Origin of the sequence: Actimicrobium sp. CCI2.3 (assembly GCF_035019065.1) — a bacterium.
In the GTDB taxonomy this organism is placed as follows: domain Bacteria; phylum Pseudomonadota; class Gammaproteobacteria; order Burkholderiales; family Burkholderiaceae_D; genus Actimicrobium.
In genome coordinates, this window is sequence record NZ_JASJWR010000007.1 from 72,056 (window position 1) to 90,026 (window position 17,971).

Consider the following 17,971-nt stretch of genomic DNA (forward strand, 5'->3'; position numbering starts at 1 on the left):
CTCCGGCTTCCGGTGCGCCGTCGCGTCAATTACTTGGTGAGGACGAAGCCCTTCAGCTTCGAAAACGCGATGTCGATCAGCGCCTTTTGCTGCGCGTAATGCTTGTCGTAATACCCTACCGCCGGGGAAGCGCTGGCAGGACGACCGGCATACGCCAGCTTCTGGCCATCAACGAGGTTCTCGAAGATGTTGTGCTGAATCTGGAACCAGGGTCCCTGATTCTGTGGCTCATCTTGCGCCCAGACCAATTCCGTAAAGTTCGGGAATTTTTTCAGTTCGGCGGCCAGCGTTTTATGCGGGAACGGATACAACTGCTCGATACGGAAGATGGCCGTATCGACCTGGCCGCGTTCCTTGCGTGCATTGACCAGGTCGTAATACACCTTGCCGGAACACGCAATGATGCGCTTGACCTTCTTGGCATCGATCTTGTCATCGACTTCACCGATGACGGTCTTGAAGCTGCCGGTGGCGAGGTCGGACAGCGGCGAACCGGCATCCTTGTTCCGCAACAGCGACTTCGGCGTCATGATAACCAGCGGTTTGCGGAACAGGCGGATCATTTGACGGCGCAGCAAATGGAAAATCTGCGCCGACGTGGTCGGTTGCACCACTTGCATGTTGTTGTCGGCGCACAGTTGCAGGAAGCGCTCGGGACGTGCGGACGAGTGCTCCGGACCCTGGCCTTCGTAACCATGCGGCAGCATCATGACGAGACCTGAAGCACGACCCCATTTCACTTCGCCGGAGCTGATGAACTGGTCGATCACGACTTGCGCGCCATTGGCGAAATCGCCGAACTGGGCTTCCCAGATCGTCAGCGTGTTTGGCTCGGCGGTCGAATAGCCGTACTCAAATGCCAGTACCGCTTCTTCGGACAGCACCGAGTCGATGACCTTGAACGGCGCTTGCTGCTCGGAGATGTTTTGCAGCGGAATGTAGCTGCCGGCATCCCAACGCTCGCGGTTCTGGTCATGCAAGACTGCATGACGATGGACGAAGGTACCGCGACCGCTATCCTGACCGGTCAGACGAATAGCGTAGCCGGATGACACCAGCGTGGCGTAGGCCAGATGTTCGCCCATGCCCCAATCCAGATTGAGTTCGCCGCGACCCATGCTGGCGCGATCGTTCAAGACTTTTTCGACCAGCGGATGGACCTTGAAGTTTTCCGGCACGGCTGTCACGCGCAACGACAGGCGCTTGAGTTCGGCCAATGGCACGGCGGTATCGGCCGCATCAGTCCATTTGCGGTTGAGGAACGGCATCCAGTCGACGGCGTACTTGCTCTTGAAGTTAGAGATGACCGGGTCGACCGTGTGGTGACCGGCATCCATCGCATCACGGAACGCCTTGACCATCAGGTCGCCGTCATCGGCACCAATCGTGCCCTGGGCGACGAGCTTGTCGGCGTACAGCTTGCGGGTACCCGGATGCAGGCCGATCTTCTTGTACATCAGCGGCTGCGTCAGTGCTGGCGTGTCCTGCTCGTTGTGACCCAGTTTGCGATAGCAAATGATGTCGACGACGATGTCTTTCTTGAACTCGATGCGATAGTCCATCGCAATTTGCGTAGCGAAGACGACGGCTTCGGGATCGTCACCGTTGACGTGCAGCACCGGCGCTTCGATCATCTTGACGACGTCCGAGCAATACAGCGTCGAGCGGGAATCGCGCGGGTCCGAGGTCGTGAAACCGATCTGGTTGTTGATCACGATATGCATCGTGCCGCCCGTGCCGTAGCCGCGGGTCTGGGCCAGATTCAGGGTTTCCATGACGACGCCCTGACCGGCAAAAGCGGCATCGCCGTGCACCAGAATCGGCAACACTTGCGAACCATCCTTGTCACCGCGACGGTCCATCCGGGCCTTGACCGAACCTTCGACGACCGGGTTGACGATTTCAAGATGGGACGGATTGAACGCGAGTGACAAGTGCACCGGGCCACCTGGCGACGTGATGTCGGACGAGAAACCTTGATGGTATTTGACATCGCCGGCGGGCAAATCATCGGCGTGCTTGCCTTCAAATTCCGAGAACAATTCTTGCGGCGTCTTGCCAAGAATGTTGACCAGCACGTTCAGACGACCGCGATGGGCCATGCCGATCACGATTTCCTGAACACCGCTTTCGCCGGCGCGCTGGATGGTTTCATCGAGCGAGGCAATAAAGCTTTCACTGCCTTCGAGCGAGAAACGCTTCTGGCCGACATAGCGGGTGTGCAGATACCGCTCGAGACCTTCGGCTGCAGTCAGCCGGTCGAGAATATGCTGCTTCTTTTCATTACTAAAATTCGCGGAAGAGCGGCTCGATTCAAGACGTTCCTGCAACCAGCGCTTTTCGCCCGGATCGCTGATGTACATGAACTCGGCACCGATCGACCGGCAGTAGGTGTCACGCAACGCGTTGAGGATATCGCGCAGCGTCGAGGTTTCGCCGCCGAAATAGGTATTGCTGATGTTGAACACGATGTCCATGTCGGCATCGGAGAAACCATAAAAACTCGGTTCCAGTTCGGGTATGGTCGGGCGTTCCTGACGTTGCAACGGATCGAGGTTGGCCCAGTGGCTGCCGAGGAAACGGTAGGCAGCGATCAATTGGGTGACAGCAACGCGCTTGCGGCCCATTTCGACATCTACCGACGCCACTACGGTGCGGATCGGGCCTTGTTTGGCACGTTCGGCGAAAGAAGCAATGACGGGAGCGTGGGCGACATCAGGCTTGTCGGAGCCATCAACGGCCGGGACATGCTGCATCGCATCGAAATACGAGCGCCAGTTGTCAGGCACGGAGCCGGGATTATCGAGATACGACTCGTACAGATCTTCGATGTACGGGGCATTCCCTCCGGACAGATAAGAGTTGGAACGGAACTGCTGCATCATATTGCGCACCTTTCTTCGCGTTTCGCGAGATTAGCGGGTTAGCTTAACCTTCCGCGACACGGCCTGACCGGTTAGCGGATTGCACATCAAGTTGTGGGGAAGGGCTGGGTATTCGGGTACTTTTTGAAACAGCCAACACAATAGCACGTTGAGAGAATGCGATGGCAGGCGACGGCGATCATTCTCGCATCGAAATGGGTGCGTTCGTCATCGCGGCGCGCGGTGAGCTCAGTGTGCAGCCCGAGGTAACGACGCCGGTTGCGCTTCGGCCACGCGCTCCCGGGTGTCCTGCAGATGGAGCCACTGCGCTGGCAAGGCGAGTTCGGCGTCATGGCGCGTCATGATGGCAGCAATCTGCAACATCACATCCTGCTTGATTTCGTGAAAGGCAACCCATGCCGTCGTGCGGGTGAAGGTATAGACCAGGATATCGAGCGACGAGGCACCGAACTTCAGCAAATTGACGATGGTGGTCTGGTTCTGGTCGATTTCCGGATGCGCCGCCAGCATGGCCTTGATATCGGTCACGATGCTGGCCACCTTGTCGATGTCGAGCAAGCGCAGCCGTATCGTTTCATCGATGCGCCGGTTGGTCATGCGCGACGCGTTCTCGACCGCGATCGTGTTGAACAAGCCATTCGGCACATACAGCGGTCGCGCGTCGAAGGTGCGGATACGCGTCAGACGCCAGCCGATGTCTTCGACCGTGCCTTCGATTTCCTTGTCCGGTGAACGGATCCAGTCACCGACTTCAAACGGACGATCCCAGTACACCATCAGCCCGCCGAAAAAATTCGCCAGCAAATCCTTCGCCGCAAAACCGACCGCGATACCGCCAACACCACCAAAAGCCAGCACCCCGGAAATCGAAAATCCAAGGCTCTGCAGCACCACCAGCGCGGCCGTGATCAGTACCGAGACCCGCAACAGTTTGCCGACCGCATCGACCGTGGTGCGATCAGCCGGCTTGTTGCGCGCGGTGCGTTGCGCGATCACGCCATCCTGCACATTTCGGATCAGGCGCAACAGGAACCAGGTGAGGCAACCGATGACGCCAATCGTGCGCGCCGGCGCTACCAGCTCGAAAATCGTCGCCTCTGTTTCGGCATCCAGCAAGTGCCCGACGAACGCCAGCCCGATGATCCAGGCCAGTACGGTCAATGGCTTGCGCAACGCCGACACCAGCGCGAAATCCCACGGCGTTTCGGTCAGGCGGGTGCGCTGCTCCAGCTTTGCCAGCAAGCGGCGCAGAAAAAAATTGAACACGACGACCAGCAGCACAACCAGGAAAATTTGCAACACAAGGGCAAACAGCGCGTTGCCACGGGTCAGTCGAAGCAGCCAGTCTTGCATGGAATCTAAGGACATCGGGGATCAATACAAAGGGTGAATGAGGTCAACGGCGTCCATTCTAACGCCGCCCCCTATCGCCTCCGGAAATCGTAGCGGATGCATTAGCACCGTTACAACCGAGCACAGGTGACAACACCTTCGTATGCCGTCGCCACGGTCGTCTTGTTTACGGGCGGTTATGGCAGCTCCGGCAAGGTGGTCGATGGCGTGCCCACTGGCGTGAATTTCCTGGATCGCAGTCGCAGCAATTACGCTGCGCCGGACAAACCATGACTCCACGTCGACGGTGGCAGCAACCCGACTGGTAACCCGTGCTCTGCACCGCACGGGTATGTCGGGATGGAACAGGAGGCGGTCGGCGTGATGGCAAACCGGATCGGTGCACACGACGGGCGACAAAAAAAAAGCTCCGCGAGCAACGTGTGCAGGCGGGGCTTTCTTTGGTACTGCCGGACCGGATTCAGGTCCCTGGCAGCAATTACCGTTGTGCGATCGGCGTCACTTCACGAGCGACTTCACCGACAAACAGCTGACGTGGACGGCCGATTTTCTGTTCCGGATCGGAGATCATTTCGTTCCATTGTGCGATCCAGCCAACGGTGCGTGCCATGGCAAAAATACCGGTGAACAGCGAGACCGGAATACCCAGTGCCGATTGCACGATACCCGAGTAGAAGTCGACGTTCGGATACAGCTTGCGGGTAACGAAATACTCGTCTTCCAGCGCAATTTTTTCGAGCGCCATCGCCAGCTTGAACAGCGGGTCGTCTTGCAGGCCCAACTCTTCCAGCACTTCGTAGCAGGTTTCGCGCATCAGCTTGGCACGCGGGTCAAAGTTCTTGTAGACGCGGTGACCGAAGCCCATCAGCTTGACGCCGGAGTTCTTGTCCTTGACCTTGGCGATGAACTCGGGAATCTTGTCGACGCTACCGATTTCCTTGAGCATGTTCAATGCGGCTTCGTTGGCACCACCGTGCGCAGGACCCCACAGGCAAGCAATACCGGCAGCGATACAGGCAAACGGGTTGGCACCGCTCGAACCGGCCAGACGCACCGTCGAGGTCGACGCGTTCTGTTCGTGATCGGCGTGCAGGATCAGGATACGGTCGAGTGCGCGGACCAGCACGTCGTTGACCTTGTACTCTTCGCACGGATTCGAGAACATCATCCGCATGAAGTTGGCGCTGTACGACAAGTCGTTACGCGGATAAACAAACGGTTGGCCGACGTTGTACTTGTACGCCATGGCAACGAGCGTTGGCAGCTTGGCGATCAGGCGAACCGCTGATACTTCGCGGTGATGCGGATCGGTGATGTCGAGTGAGTCGTGATAGAACGACGACAGCGCGCCGACCGTACCCACCAGCACCGCCATCGGATGCGCATCGCGACGGAAACCGCGGAAGAAAAATTGCATCTGATCATGGATCATTGTGTGCTGCGTGACGGTATCGACGAACTTGCTGCGCTCGTCGACCGTCGGCAGTTCGCCGTTGAGCAGCAAATAGCAGGTTTCCAGGAAATCACAATTCACCGCCAGTTGCTCGATCGGGTAACCGCGATACAGCAACTCGCCCTTGTCGCCATCAATGTAGGTGATGGCCGAATTACAGGCGGCCGTCGACATGAAGCCCGGGTCGTACGTGAACTTGCCGGTTGCGCCGTACAGCTTGCGGATATCGATGACCTCAGGTCCGACGGTGCCTTTGTAGATCGGCATCTCCAGCGACGGGCTGCCGTCGGAAAAAGACAGGGTGGCGGTTTTATCAGCAGTTTGGGACATGGCTGTTCCTTCTCTTGAACGGTGAGTCGGTGAATGGGTAAAAACTGGACATAGGGGAAACGAGAAACAGGTGCTTCAGGCTGAACGCAAACGCATCAGCAGAGCATGGACATGCGGCAAGTCGTCGGCACCATCGGGCTCTTTGCGAGCCAGAATCAGGTCCATCAGATCATTATCGGAAACGTCAAGAATACGGGTCAGCGCGTCGACTTCATCGTCAGTCAGACTCACTTCGTGCTCATCGAGAAAACGGGTCAGGATCAGATCATTTTCCAGCAGGCCGCGACGGGCACGCCAGCGCAGGCGGGAACGGTTGGCGGGATCAGACTGATGCGTGGTGGACATTGGCTACGGTCATTCTTGTCAGATGCCCCGCGATGCTTGCGCGGTCGCGGGGCAGTTCGATAAAGCAGCCTGGCTCAGACTGCGCGACGCACCATCATCTCTTTGATCTTGCCGATGGCCTTGTTCGGGTTCAAACCCTTAGGGCAGACATCAACGCAATTCATGATCGAATGGCAGCGGAACAACCGGTACGGATCTTCGAGGTTGTCGAGTCGCTCGGCCGTGGCTTCATCGCGTGTGTCAGCGATGAAACGGTAGGCTTGCAACAGGCCGGCCGGTCCGACGAACTTGTCCGGATTCCACCAGAACGACGGGCATGACGTCGAGCAGCAAGCACACAGAATGCACTCGTACAGGCCATCGAGTTCTTCGCGCTCGGTCGGCGATTGCAGGCGTTCTTTTTCCGGCGGGATCGTCGTGTTGATCAGGAATGGCTTGATCGAATTGTATTGCTTGAAGAACTGCGTCATGTCGACGATCAGGTCACGGATGACGGGCAAGCCCGGCAGCGGACGCAACACGATCGGCTGTTTCAGTTCATTCAGGTTCGTGGTGCAGGCCAGACCGTTCTTGCCGTTGATGTTCATTGCGTCGGAACCGCAGACACCTTCACGGCATGAGCGGCGCAGCGCCAGCGAGTCATCGACATCAGCCTTGATGCGTTGCAGTGCATCGAGCAGCATCTTGTCGGTGTCTTGCAACTCGACAGTCAGCTTTTGCATGTACGGCTTCGCATCCTTGTCCGGATCGTAGCGATAGATTTCAAAATTCAGAGTGCGTGGCATAAGTACCTTTTTTGCGGAACCGGCTCGCGCGCTGCGCGTCGCGGTTCTCAACATTCAATCGGTAGGCGAAACCGGGACTGGCAAGGCCAGGCCCATTCACCGGCATAGTAATTAAAACGTCCGGGCCTTCGGCTGGAACGTCTCGACGGTCAGCGGCTTGGTCACCACCGGTTTGTAGTCGAGGCGATTGCCTTCCGAATACCACAGCGAATGCTTCATCCAGTTGGCATCGTCACGCGTTTCGTAATCGCTTTGCGCATGCGCGCCGCGCGATTCCTTGCGTGCCAGCGCCGACGAAATGGTCGCCTTGGCGGCTTCGATCATGTTGTCCAGTTCGAGCGCTTCGACACGGGCCGTGTTGAAGACCTTCGACTTGTCCTTGAACGAAACGTGCTTGCGTCGCTCGTCGAGTTCCATGATCGCGTTGTAGCCACCCTGGAGCAACGCATCGTTGCGGAACACACCGCAATAACGCTGCATCGCTGCGCGGATATCGTTGGCGACGTGTTGTACTTTTTCGGAACCGGTCGACGTTTCGAGCTTGTTCAGGCGGTCCATCGCGAAGTCCGACGCATCCGCTGGCAACGGCTTGTTGCTGCGCTCTTTCAGGCCACTGGCCACGACATGGTTACCCGCTGCACGGCCAAACACCAGCAAGTCGAGCAACGAATTCGTACCAAGGCGATTGGCACCATGGACCGACACGCAAGCGCACTCGCCGATGGCATACAGACCGTTGACCACCGCGTTCGGGTTGCCGTTTTTAGGAGCAACTACCTGACCGTGAATGTTGGTCGGGATACCGCCCATCTGGTAGTGAATCGTCGGCACGACGGGAATCGGCTCTTTGGTCGCGTCGACGTTGGCAAACTTGTGACCGATTTCGAGAATCGATGGCAAGCGCTTCTGAATCGTCTCGGCACCGATGTGACGCAAGTCGAGCAGCACGTGATCCTTGTTCGGACCGCAGCCACGACCTTCCTTGATTTCCTGGTCCATCGAACGGGACACGAAATCGCGCGGAGCCAGATCTTTTAGCGTCGGCGCGTAGCGTTCCATGAAACGCTCACCTTCACTGTTGATCAGGATACCGCCTTCGCCGCGCACGCCTTCGGTGATCAGCACGCCCGCACCAGCCACGCCGGTCGGGTGGAACTGCCAGAATTCCATGTCTTCGAGTGGCAAACCAGCACGTGCTGCCATGCCCATGCCGTCACCCGTATTGATGAAGGCATTCGTCGATGCGGCCCAGATGCGCCCTGCACCGCCGGTCGCCATGATAGTGGTCTTGGCTTCGAGAATCATGCATTCGCCAGTTTCCATTTCCAGTGCCACCACGCCAATGACATCGCCTTCGGCATCACGGATCAGATCCATGGCCATCCACTCGACAAAGAAATGGGTTTTGGCGCGCACATTGCGCTGATACAGCGTGTGCAACATCGCATGACCGGTACGGTCCGCGGCGGCGCAGGCGCGTTGCACCGGCTTTTCACCAAAGTTGGCCGTGTGGCCGCCAAACGGGCGCTGGTAAATCGTACCGTCCGGGTTGCGGTCAAACGGCATGCCGAAGTGTTCGAGTTCGTAGACCACTTTTGGCGCTTCGCGACACATGAATTCGATCGCATCCTGGTCACCCAGGTAATCGCCACCCTTGACGGTGTCGAACATGTGCCAGAACCAACTGTCTTCGGCCATGTTACCCAGCGAGGCACCGATGCCGCCCTGGGCAGCTACGGTGTGCGAACGGGTAGGAAATACTTTAGAAAGAACGGCGACGTTCAGACCTGCTTCGGCAAGCTGCAGTGAAGCACGCATGCCCGAACCGCCTGCACCGATGATCACTGCATCGAAACGACGGGTGGGAAGGGCTGGTTTGATAACTGACACGATTAAGCTCTCCAGATAATTTGTGCCGTCCATCCGGCACAAGCGATCAGCCACAGGATAGTGGCGACTTGCAAAGAAATACGAACAGAAACAGGCTTGATGTAATCCATCCAGATGTCACGCATGCCGATCCAGGCATGGTAGAACAGTGCCAGGAAGGTCACAAAGGTGGCGATTCTGAACCACTGCTGGGCGAACAAGCCGGCCCAGCCTTCATAACTAAAATTTTGCGCCTTGAAAAATACGACTAGCAGAATTACGGTGTAAGCCGCCATCACCGCAGCCGTAATACGCTGGGCCAGCCAGTCCTTGAGCCCGTAATGGGCACCGACGACAAGGCGTTTTGGTCCGATATGATTATTGGCCATTAGAATGCTCCGAACAGTTTCAGAGCCACCAGCGCTGCCAGCGGCAAGCTGACGGCAAACACGATGGCGGCCGATTTGCGAGCGGAATCTTTTTCGATACCGATATGGTTGTCCATGAACAGATGACGAATACCCGCGCAGAAATGATGAATGAAGGCCCAGGACAAAGCCAACAAGACCAGTTTGACGAACCAGTTGGAGGTAATGCCCTTGAAATAAGCGAATGTCCCTTCGGACAGCAGACTTTGATCCAGCAGATACAGGATGAAAGGTAGTAGTGCAAACATCAGGAAACCACTGATGCGATGAAGGATCGAGATCAATCCCGCCAGCGGAAGGCGGTAATTTGCCAGCTGCGTGACGTGAATGTTCCTGAATTCCGGCCTGTTTGTTTTTGTTACTTCAGACATGCAAACATCTCCCCGACTTGATAATTTCTTGATTTTACCGATTTTGTGCGCCACACCATACTTAATCGGCGGACATCGACAATATAGCCCTTTACCGCCATGCCTGCTCGGCACGGAAACACCTCAAATCAACTCGCTCTGGTAGTGATGACTATCCGTCCGATACAATCCGCGTCGAACCTCGACCGGTTTGTCGCCATACGTCAATGACACCCGCTCGACGCTCAGCAGCGGCGTGTCGACTGGCACTTGCAACCAACCGCACGCCACATGATCGGCATGCACCGCGCGGATTTTTTCAGTCGCACGAATCATTCGGGTACCAAACTCCGTCTCGAACAAGCCATACATCGGCCCCTTGTACTCAACCAGTCGCTCGGAAGTCAGGCCCTTGAAAAGTACTCCGGGCAACCATAATTCTTCGAGAATCGCCGGTGCGCCATCAAATGACTGCACACGCTTGATGAAAATCACCGAATCAGCCGGCTTAATGTCGAGCAGACGGGCCACATCTGCCGGGGCGCGCTGACGCTTGACTTCAATGATCATGTTGTCAGCCTGATGGGCAATCCCCGTATCGGGCATCAGGCGCAGGAAACGAAACTGGGCGCGCACTTCATGGTGCGTCGCCACAAAAGTACCCTTTCCCTGCCGCCGCACCACCAGATTTTCGGACGACAACTCGTCGATGGCCTTGCGCACGGTACCCTGGCTCACCTTGAAGCGACTGGCCAGTTCGACTTCGCTTGGAATCAACTCACCCGGCTTCCATTCCCCGGCCTGCAAACTGGCCGTAATCAGCACCTTGATTTGCTGATATAGCGGACTGAACGTCGGCGCCACACCGGCACTGGCGGGTGCGATAGCTTGACTGGCAGGAGAAGGCATCGGATTAATCATGGAGCAGGATTTCAACACGAAAACACCCGCTCGTCCAGCAAATACTGTGATGTACTATGTCTTATATAAGATATAAGATGAAGATTGACAGCCATCATCTGCACGCCTAGAATCACGCTCAATTTTGATGCCGGACCGATTACTGGAACCCGCGGAATATCGACGCCAGCGCATGCGCCGGGTTGTTATCCGAAACAGGACAGGTTTGTGAAGTCTGGCTGACCAGCCGGGTTTTCAGCGGTATCATTGCGAGCTGACGGAGGCCGGCAAACCGGTTTCCTGCATTGTTTTTCATCCCACTTGGAGATTCATCATGGCAAAAGCCCCAATGCGTGTTGCAGTGACCGGCGCGGCCGGCCAGATCGGTTACTCATTGTTGTTTCGCATCGCCAACGGCGACATGCTCGGCAAGGACCAACCCGTCATCCTGCAATTGCTTGAAATCCCTGACGAGAAAGCGCAGAAAGCCCTCAAGGGCGTGATGATGGAAATCGACGACTGTGCCTTCCCGTTGCTGGCCGGCATGACCGCACATAGCGATCCAATGACTGCCTTCAAGGATATTGACGTGGCACTGTTAGTTGGCGCTCGCCCACGCGGCCCCGGCATGGAGCGCAAGGACTTGCTCGAAGCCAACGCGCAAATCTTCACGGTACAAGGCAAAGCACTGGACGCCGTCGCTTCGCGCAACGTCAAGGTACTTGTCGTCGGCAACCCGGCCAACACCAATGCCTACATCGCCATGAAATCGGCACCTAACCTGCCAGCCAAGAATTTCACCGCGATGCTGCGACTCGATCACAACCGTGCGCTGTCGCAAATCGCGGCCAAGACCGGCAAGCCAGTCGCTTCCATCGAAAAATTGTGTGTCTGGGGTAACCACTCGCCAACGATGTACGCGGATTACCGCTTCGCCACCATCGACGGTCAGTCAGTCAAGGACATGATCAACGACGCCGCATGGAACAAGGACACCTTCCTGCCGACAGTGGGCAAGCGTGGTGGTGCGATCATCGAAGCACGCGGTCTGTCGTCGGCTGCATCGGCGGCTAACGCGGCCATCGATCACATGCATGACTGGGTACTGGGCACGGCGGGCAAATGGACCACGATGGGCATTGCCTCCGACGGTTCGTACGATATCCCTGAAGGCACGATCTTCGGCTTCCCGGTCACCACCGAGAATGGCGAATACAAAATCGTCGCCGGCCTGGCCATCGATGAATTCTCGCGCGAGCGCATCAACGTGACGCTCAACGAATTGCTCGAAGAACGCGAAGGCGTCAAACACCTGGTCGGCTAAGCTAGCTGGTTGATCGGTTCCTGACCACCGGCGCTGCACTGTACGATGCAGCGCCGGTGGTTTTCCGGATTTTTACAGCAGCACTTTTTTCTCTATTGCTCATGCATCCATCCGAGGTCTTATTTCAGGGCAAACGTCCACCGGTATCGCTGCCGGTCTGTGATCATTACGCCGGCTCCGACAAGCTGATGCGCAAGTCGATTGCCCTGCAACAAGAGCTTGGTCCGGTCTTCGACATCACCTTCGATTGCGAAGATGGTGCCGCCGCCGGTGACGAACAACCGCACGCCGAACTGGTCGCCTCACTCATTGCCAGCGAAGCCAACACATTTAATCGTATCGGTGCCCGCGTGCACGACGTGCACAGCGAATTTTTCATTCCGGACGTCGCCATTATTTGCCAGGGCGCTGCTCAGCAACTGGCTTATCTGGTGATTCCGAAAGCCGAAAGCGTGCTCGACGTCATCGAAGCAATCGATGTCATCAACACGCATGCGCGTCACGCCGGACGGGATTGCCTGCCGATTCATGTGCTCATCGAGACGCATGGCGCGCTGGCCGATGTGTTTGCGATTGCAGCACTCGCGCAAGTTGAGTGCCTGTCGTTCGGCATCATGGATTTTGTCTCGGCGCATTACGGCGCGATTCCGGCCAGCGCGATGCGCACGCCCGGTCAATTTACCCACCCGCTGGTCATGCGTGCCAAGCTGGCGATTTCAGCAGCCTGTCATGCGCACGGCAAAGTCCCTTCACACAATGTCACGACCGACATCAAGGACAGCGGCATCGCTGCCAACGATGCCAGCCGGGCCGGTGCCGACTGCGGTTACACCCGGATGTGGAGCATTCATCCTGACCAGATCAAGCCAATCGTCAAGTCGTTCATGCCACGTAATTCCGAAGTGGCCGAGGCGGCACAAATTCTGACCGATGCCCAGGCCGTATCATGGGGACCGATCAAACATCATGGTCGATTGCATGATCGCGCCAGTTATCGCTATTACTGGACTATCCTGCAACGTGCACGCGCGAGTGGCATGCCGCTCCCCGACAGCGTTGCCCATTTGTTATCCACCTGATTCCGGAGATTCATTCATGACCAAACTGTTTTCCACCCTGCTGACTGGCCTGCTAGTTTCTGGCCTCGCATTGACTGCCCCGACCGTCTTTGCCGCCACCGACACCGGTGCCCCTGCCGTAAAGAAAGTCGTCAAGAAAGTCGTCAAGAAAAAAGCGGCTTCCAAGAAAGCGGTCGTTGCGCCACCAGCCGCCTACGAACTGGCCGCACCCGATGACGACGATACCGGCACGCCCATTGATGTTGCCGTTGCACCAGCCATCGAATACAAATGCGAACTCGGCAATACGCTGACGATCTTTCGCAACGACGGCGATGACAATTACATCGCGCTGCGCTGGCACAAAGTGCTGACCCGCATGAAGCGCGTCGCCACCACCACCGGCGCGCATCGTTTCGAGAACAAGCGATCCGGCCTGGTCTGGATCGGCATTCCTGCCAAAGGACTGCTGCTTGACTCGCGCAAGGGACAGCAACTGGCCAACGAATGCAAGGACCCATCCCAGATGGCACTGGCACTGGCCGCTGGCGACGCCCGTAGCTGATCGCACGAACACCCTGCCGGCACGGAGCAAAAGACTCTGGCCGGAACCCGTATTTCACTTGTCACCCCGCAATCATAGGAGAGGTCATGGCCCGCAATACGCTTAATACGCTCAAGGAATTCAAGCTGTCCGATTCCAAAAAAGGCAAGTTCTACTCACTGCCAGCACTGCAAAAAAAACTCGGTGTCGACATCTCGCGTCTGCCAGTCTCGATCCGTATCGTGCTGGAGTCCGTACTGCGCAATTGCGATGGTAAAAAAGTCACCGAAGCGCATATTCACGAACTGGCCAACTGGGGTGCCACGGCAGCCCGGATCAATGAAATCCCGTTTGTTGTCTCGCGTGTGGTACTGCAGGATTTCACTGGTGTGCCGCTGCTGGCAGACCTGGCCGCGATGCGTAACGTCGCTGCCAAAATGGGCATCAAAGCCAAGAACATCGAACCACTGGTGCCAGTCGACCTGGTCGTCGATCACTCGATCCAGATCGATCACTTCCGTGAAAAAGACGCGCTCGACCTGAACATGAAGCTCGAATTCTCGCGCAACAAAGAGCGCTACCAGTTCATGAAATGGGGCATGCAGGCATTTGACACCTTCGGCGTGGTGCCACCGGGCTTCGGTATCGTCCATCAGGTCAATCTGGAATACCTGGCGCGCGGCGTCCACAAGACAGAAGACAAAGTTTATTACCCGGACACGCTGGTCGGCACGGACTCGCACACCACCATGATCAACGGTATCGGCGTGGTCGGCTGGGGTGTCGGCGGTATCGAAGCCGAAGCCGGCATGCTGGGCCAGCCAGTCTATTTCCTGACCCCTGACGTGGTCGGCGTGAACCTGACCGGCATGCTGCGCGAAGGCGTCACCGCGACCGATCTGGTGCTGACCATTACCGAAATGCTGCGCAAGGAAAAAGTCGTCGGCAAGTTCGTCGAGTTCTTCGGCGAAGGCACCGAAACCCTGTCGCTGACCGACCGTGCCACGATCGCCAACATGGCACCGGAATACGGCGCCACGATGGGCTTCTTCCCGGTAGACGATCAAACCATCGAGTACTTCAAGGGCACCGGCCGCAGCAAGTCCGAAATCGAATCGTTTGAAGCGTACTTCCGTGCCCAAGGCCTGTTCGGTATTCCGAAAGCCGGCGACATTGATTACACCAACGTCGTCAGTCTGGATCTCGGCAAGGTCGCGCCATCTCTGGCCGGCCCGAAACGCCCGCAAGACCGCATCGAAATTGGTGCCGTCAAATCGACCTTCGCCGACCTGTTCTCGAAGTCGGTATCCGACAACGGCTTCAACAAGAAAGCAGACGATCTCGACGCTGTCTACACCAACACCGATGGCGTCAAGCTGATGAATGGCGACGTGCTGATTGCCGCCATCACGTCCTGCACCAATACCTCGAACCCGAGCGTGATGATCGCTGCCGGCTTGCTGGCCAAGAAAGCCGTCGAAGCCGGCCTGGTCGTCTCGCCGCACATCAAGACGTCGCTGGCACCTGGCTCGCGCGTCGTCACCAAGTACCTCGAAGCGGCCGGTCTGTTGCCGTACCTTGAAAAGCTCGGCTTCGGCGTCACCGCCTACGGCTGCACCACCTGTATCGGCAATGCCGGCGACCTGACGCCCGCAATGAACGAAGCCATTACCAAGCATGACGTGGTTGCTTCCGCGATCCTGTCGGGCAACCGTAACTTTGAAGCGCGGATCCACCCGAATATCCGTTCAAACTTCCTCGCCTCGCCACCGCTGGTCGTGGCGTACGCGATCGCCGGCAACATGACGCGCGACCTGATGACCGAGCCGGTTGGCACCGTCAACGGCAAGGACATTTTCCTGGGTGACATCTGGCCAACCTCGAAAGAGATCGCCAAGCTAATGAAGCACGCGATGAATGCGAAGACCTTCAAGGAAAACTACGCAGCCGTCAAGGGCGCGCCGGGCAAGCTGTGGGAAGACATCAAGGATGCGGCCAAGGGTGAAGTCTACAACTGGCCAACATCGACCTACATCGCCGAGCCACCGTTCTTCGCCGACTTCACGATGGAGCCGAAAGCGGCTGCCACCGGTATTACCGGCGCGCGCGCACTGGGCGTGTTTGGTGACTCGATCACGACCGACCATATTTCGCCAGCCGGTGCGATCAAGGAATCAAGCCCGGCCGGAAAATGGCTCAAGGCCAACGGCGTGTTGCTGGCAGACTTCAACTCGTACGGCTCGCGTCGCGGCAATCATGAAATCATGATGCGCGGCACCTTCGCCAACGTGCGGATCAAGAACCTGATGATCCCTGCCAAGGCCGACGGTTCACTGGTCGAAGGCGGCATCACGCGCTTCCAGCCAACTGGCGAAGAAATGTCGATCTACGATGCAGCGATGGCCTATGTCGAAGCGGGCACACCGACGATGGTGTTTGCCGGCGAAGAATACGGCACCGGATCGTCGCGTGACTGGGCGGCCAAGGGTACGCAACTGCTGGGCGTGAAAGCCGTGTTCGCCCGTTCGTTCGAGCGTATCCATCGCTCGAACCTGGTCGGCATGGGCGTCTTGCCATTGCAATTCCTGGGCACCGATAGCACCGTCACGCTGGGTCTCACCGGCAGTGAAACCTTCGACCTGAAAGGGATCGAAAGCGACATCAAGCCACAGCAAGAAGCCACGCTGGTGATTCATCGCGCCGATGGCAGCTCGCAAGACGTCAAGGTGCTGCTGCGTATCGATACACCAATCGAAGTCGATTACTACAAGCACGGCGGCATCCTGCCATTCGTATTGCGCCAGTTGCTGGCCGCGTAATTCGCTTCAGGTTCATGCAGTGCAAAACGCCGGGTTCGCCCGGCGTTTTTTTTGGGGTTGCGGGATCGGTGCAATTGATACGTCAGGTAGGGTGCAATAACCGAAGGGCATTGCACCGCTTTTTTTCGCGCAGAACCCGATTCGCGATAAACCGTATAAACCGATCTGTCCGGGCCACCCTATCCGCCCCGCGAATCCTCTACAATGACGAATTGCGTTTCAGTTACCTCACTTACCCCTCATGCGTCGTCAAAACAAAACCGGTTCCCACAAAATTTCCCCTGACAGCCAGCGCCTGGCGACGTTTGCCTCAGCCATCGTGCTGTCTTCGAGCCGCATCGAAGAGCGCGGCTGGGAAAGCCAGCTCGATGCCTTGTTACAAAAGCTGCTCAAAGCCGATCATCAGGACACCATCGATAGCGCGCTCGACCTGCTGTTCCAGTCCGATGCGATGGCGTACGACGTGCTGATGGAGGCCGCGGAAGCCAATAGCGAATCGGCCGTACTCGAACACGATGACCAGCTCTACGATGCGCTGCTGCTGGCCGTCCCCGTGCTGGCCTGGACACGTTTTTCGATTGCTTCCGGCCCGATTCCTGCCGACATGGTGATGACACTGAGCGCCCACTTGCAGGCGCACGTGCTGGCAGCCGACGTCAAGATGGCGATGGCACCAACGCTGTTTGCGATCGACCAGTTGCCCCGTTCGCATGTCGAAACCTGGACCGTGACGCATCGACTGGCGCAGGCTGCGCTCAAGAAAACAGTCCTGCGTACCCCCACCAGCGTACCGGAAACCGCGCCGTTCCTGGCTGACACGCGCTATCTGCTGGTGACGGTTGTCGTGCCGGCAGGCGCGCCGCTGATGCGCTGGCAAGCATCGCTTGACCTGGCCGACCGCGATCTCGCGCTGACCCAGTGGCAAGCGCAGGCACTGCCGAACGTGACGCGACTGCTGCCCGGCTGTGGCATCGAGCTGCTCTTGCCCGAAGCGTATTACGTCGCCTGTCGCGAAGGCGACCGGCAAATCCGGCCGGCCTCGATCAACGCGGCGGTGCATTTTCTGCACCACACGCTGGCCATCGAAACACGCGACCTCCAGGCCAGCATCGGCAGCTTCGGCGAAGACACCCTCCATGGCCGCGCTGACGAATACCGGATCGGCTTTAGTACCGGCAAGGATGGCGAAGTGGTCTACGGCGTGGTCTGGCCGCTGTATGGCGAGGAGGACGAAGAAGACATGGGCGACCCGGCCGAGCTGCCATTACAGCGACTGGCCGCTGGCGAAGTGCCGCATCCGACACCACTCGAAGAAATCACCGCGCTGCTGCGCGATGCCGGCGTGACACGCATTACCCAGCATCCGGACCGCTTCCCGCTCGAATTCTGCGATGACTGCGGTGCGCCACTGTTCCCCGATCCCGAAGGAGAACTGGTGCATGCCGAAATGCCCGAAGACGCGCCACAAGGATCACCTCATTTCCATTGACAAGTCGATAGGCGCACCGGCTGCGCCGGTCGCTTGACG

The 17,971-nt window shown here is 57.7% G+C and carries 15 protein-coding genes; 6 read left to right on the forward strand and 9 right to left on the reverse strand.

All coding sequences use genetic code 11. The annotated features are described in order from the left end of the window. Nucleotides 1–29: 29 nt before the first annotated feature. Together QN370_RS05975 and QN370_RS05980 are read right to left on the reverse strand one after the other, a co-directional pair. Nucleotides 30–2,885 carry a 2-oxoglutarate dehydrogenase E1 component gene (locus QN370_RS05975; RefSeq protein ID WP_322128083.1) on the reverse strand — a complete coding sequence of 952 codons (2,856 nt, stop codon included), beginning with the start codon at nucleotides 2,883–2,885 and terminating at the stop codon, nucleotides 30–32. Nucleotides 2,886–3,113: 228 nt separating this feature from the next. After that, the gene (locus QN370_RS05980) at nucleotides 3,114–4,253 is read right to left on the reverse strand and encodes a mechanosensitive ion channel family protein (RefSeq protein WP_322128084.1); all 1,140 of its coding nucleotides are present in this window, start codon (nucleotides 4,251–4,253) and stop codon (nucleotides 3,114–3,116) included. A 111-nt stretch (nucleotides 4,254–4,364) separates the two neighbouring features. On the opposite strand from QN370_RS05980, the gene QN370_RS05985 reads away from it, so the two are divergent. Continuing rightward, nucleotides 4,365–4,511 (forward strand): hypothetical protein, encoded by a 147-nt coding sequence (locus QN370_RS05985; RefSeq protein ID WP_322128085.1) that lies wholly within the window; start codon nucleotides 4,365–4,367, stop codon nucleotides 4,509–4,511. A 205-nt stretch (nucleotides 4,512–4,716) separates the two neighbouring features. On the opposite strand, the gene gltA is transcribed toward QN370_RS05985, so the two are convergent. The 7 genes from gltA to QN370_RS06020 form a co-directional block, all read right to left on the reverse strand. After that, entirely contained in the window at nucleotides 4,717–6,021 is a 1,305-nt protein-coding gene (gene gltA, locus QN370_RS05990) for a citrate synthase (protein WP_322128086.1), read from the reverse strand. A gap of 75 nt (nucleotides 6,022–6,096) precedes the next feature. Beyond that, nucleotides 6,097–6,366 (reverse strand): succinate dehydrogenase assembly factor 2, encoded by a 270-nt coding sequence (locus QN370_RS05995; protein WP_322128087.1) that lies wholly within the window; start codon nucleotides 6,364–6,366, stop codon nucleotides 6,097–6,099. A 74-nt stretch (nucleotides 6,367–6,440) separates the two neighbouring features. Beyond that, on the reverse strand, nucleotides 6,441–7,151 hold the full coding sequence (locus QN370_RS06000; RefSeq protein WP_322128088.1) for a succinate dehydrogenase iron-sulfur subunit: 711 nt from the start codon (nucleotides 7,149–7,151) through the stop codon (nucleotides 6,441–6,443). A gap of 111 nt (nucleotides 7,152–7,262) precedes the next feature. Then, a complete protein-coding gene (gene sdhA / locus QN370_RS06005; protein WP_322128089.1) occupies nucleotides 7,263–9,041 on the reverse strand; it encodes a succinate dehydrogenase flavoprotein subunit in 1,779 nt (592 codons plus the stop codon). Nucleotides 9,042–9,043: 2 nt separating this feature from the next. Further along, the gene (gene sdhD / locus QN370_RS06010; RefSeq protein ID WP_322128090.1) at nucleotides 9,044–9,409 is read right to left on the reverse strand and encodes a succinate dehydrogenase, hydrophobic membrane anchor protein; all 366 of its coding nucleotides are present in this window, start codon (nucleotides 9,407–9,409) and stop codon (nucleotides 9,044–9,046) included. Beyond that, a complete protein-coding gene (sdhC, locus tag QN370_RS06015; RefSeq protein ID WP_322128091.1) occupies nucleotides 9,409–9,819 on the reverse strand; it encodes a succinate dehydrogenase, cytochrome b556 subunit in 411 nt (136 codons plus the stop codon). Before sdhC ends, sdhD begins: the two co-directional genes overlap by 1 nt. Nucleotides 9,820–9,942: 123 nt before the next feature. Next, nucleotides 9,943–10,707, reverse strand: a complete 765-nt coding sequence (locus QN370_RS06020; protein WP_322128092.1) for a GntR family transcriptional regulator — start codon at nucleotides 10,705–10,707, stop codon at nucleotides 9,943–9,945. A gap of 325 nt (nucleotides 10,708–11,032) precedes the next feature. Between QN370_RS06020 and QN370_RS06025 the strand changes: the two genes are divergently transcribed. The 5 genes from QN370_RS06025 (at nucleotide 11,033) to QN370_RS06045 (ending at nucleotide 17,932) form a co-directional block, all read left to right on the forward strand. Continuing rightward, nucleotides 11,033–12,022 (forward strand): malate dehydrogenase, encoded by a 990-nt coding sequence (locus QN370_RS06025; RefSeq protein WP_322128093.1) that lies wholly within the window; start codon nucleotides 11,033–11,035, stop codon nucleotides 12,020–12,022. A gap of 101 nt (nucleotides 12,023–12,123) precedes the next feature. Next, complete coding sequence (locus QN370_RS06030) at nucleotides 12,124–13,101, forward strand: HpcH/HpaI aldolase/citrate lyase family protein (protein ID WP_322128094.1); 978 nt, start codon at nucleotides 12,124–12,126, stop codon at nucleotides 13,099–13,101. A 16-nt stretch (nucleotides 13,102–13,117) separates the two neighbouring features. Further along, on the forward strand, nucleotides 13,118–13,645 hold the full coding sequence (locus QN370_RS06035) for a hypothetical protein (RefSeq protein WP_322128095.1): 528 nt from the start codon (nucleotides 13,118–13,120) through the stop codon (nucleotides 13,643–13,645). Nucleotides 13,646–13,731: 86 nt separating this feature from the next. After that, the gene (acnA, locus tag QN370_RS06040; protein WP_322128096.1) at nucleotides 13,732–16,443 is read left to right on the forward strand and encodes an aconitate hydratase AcnA; all 2,712 of its coding nucleotides are present in this window, start codon (nucleotides 13,732–13,734) and stop codon (nucleotides 16,441–16,443) included. Between the two features lie 241 nt (nucleotides 16,444–16,684). After that, nucleotides 16,685–17,932, forward strand: coding sequence for a DUF2863 family protein (locus QN370_RS06045; protein ID WP_322128097.1), 1,248 nt, complete (start codon nucleotides 16,685–16,687; stop codon nucleotides 17,930–17,932). The last annotated feature ends 39 nt before the right edge of the window (nucleotides 17,933–17,971 follow it).

Bases quoted from the DNA above. Each gene is read 5' to 3' on its own strand.
- QN370_RS05975 (WP_322128083.1), bottom strand. From the start codon at position 2,885: ATGATGCAGCAGTTCCGTTCCAACTCTTATCTGTCCGGAGGGAATGCC.
- QN370_RS05980 (WP_322128084.1), bottom strand. From the start codon at position 4,253: ATGTCCTTAGATTCCATGCAAGACTGGCTGCTTCGACTGACCCGTGGC.
- gltA (WP_322128086.1), bottom strand. From the start codon at position 6,021: ATGTCCCAAACTGCTGATAAAACCGCCACCCTGTCTTTTTCCGACGGC.
- QN370_RS05995 (WP_322128087.1), bottom strand. From the start codon at position 6,366: ATGTCCACCACGCATCAGTCTGATCCCGCCAACCGTTCCCGCCTGCGC.
- QN370_RS06000 (WP_322128088.1), bottom strand. From the start codon at position 7,151: ATGCCACGCACTCTGAATTTTGAAATCTATCGCTACGATCCGGACAAG.
- sdhD (WP_322128090.1), bottom strand. From the start codon at position 9,409: ATGGCCAATAATCATATCGGACCAAAACGCCTTGTCGTCGGTGCCCAT.
- sdhC (WP_322128091.1), bottom strand. From the start codon at position 9,819: ATGTCTGAAGTAACAAAAACAAACAGGCCGGAATTCAGGAACATTCAC.
- QN370_RS06020 (WP_322128092.1), bottom strand. From the start codon at position 10,707: ATGCCTTCTCCTGCCAGTCAAGCTATCGCACCCGCCAGTGCCGGTGTG.
- QN370_RS06025 (WP_322128093.1), top strand. From the start codon at position 11,033: ATGGCAAAAGCCCCAATGCGTGTTGCAGTGACCGGCGCGGCCGGCCAG.
- QN370_RS06030 (WP_322128094.1), top strand. From the start codon at position 12,124: ATGCATCCATCCGAGGTCTTATTTCAGGGCAAACGTCCACCGGTATCG.
- QN370_RS06035 (WP_322128095.1), top strand. From the start codon at position 13,118: ATGACCAAACTGTTTTCCACCCTGCTGACTGGCCTGCTAGTTTCTGGC.
- acnA (WP_322128096.1), top strand. From the start codon at position 13,732: ATGGCCCGCAATACGCTTAATACGCTCAAGGAATTCAAGCTGTCCGAT.
- QN370_RS06045 (WP_322128097.1), top strand. From the start codon at position 16,685: ATGCGTCGTCAAAACAAAACCGGTTCCCACAAAATTTCCCCTGACAGC.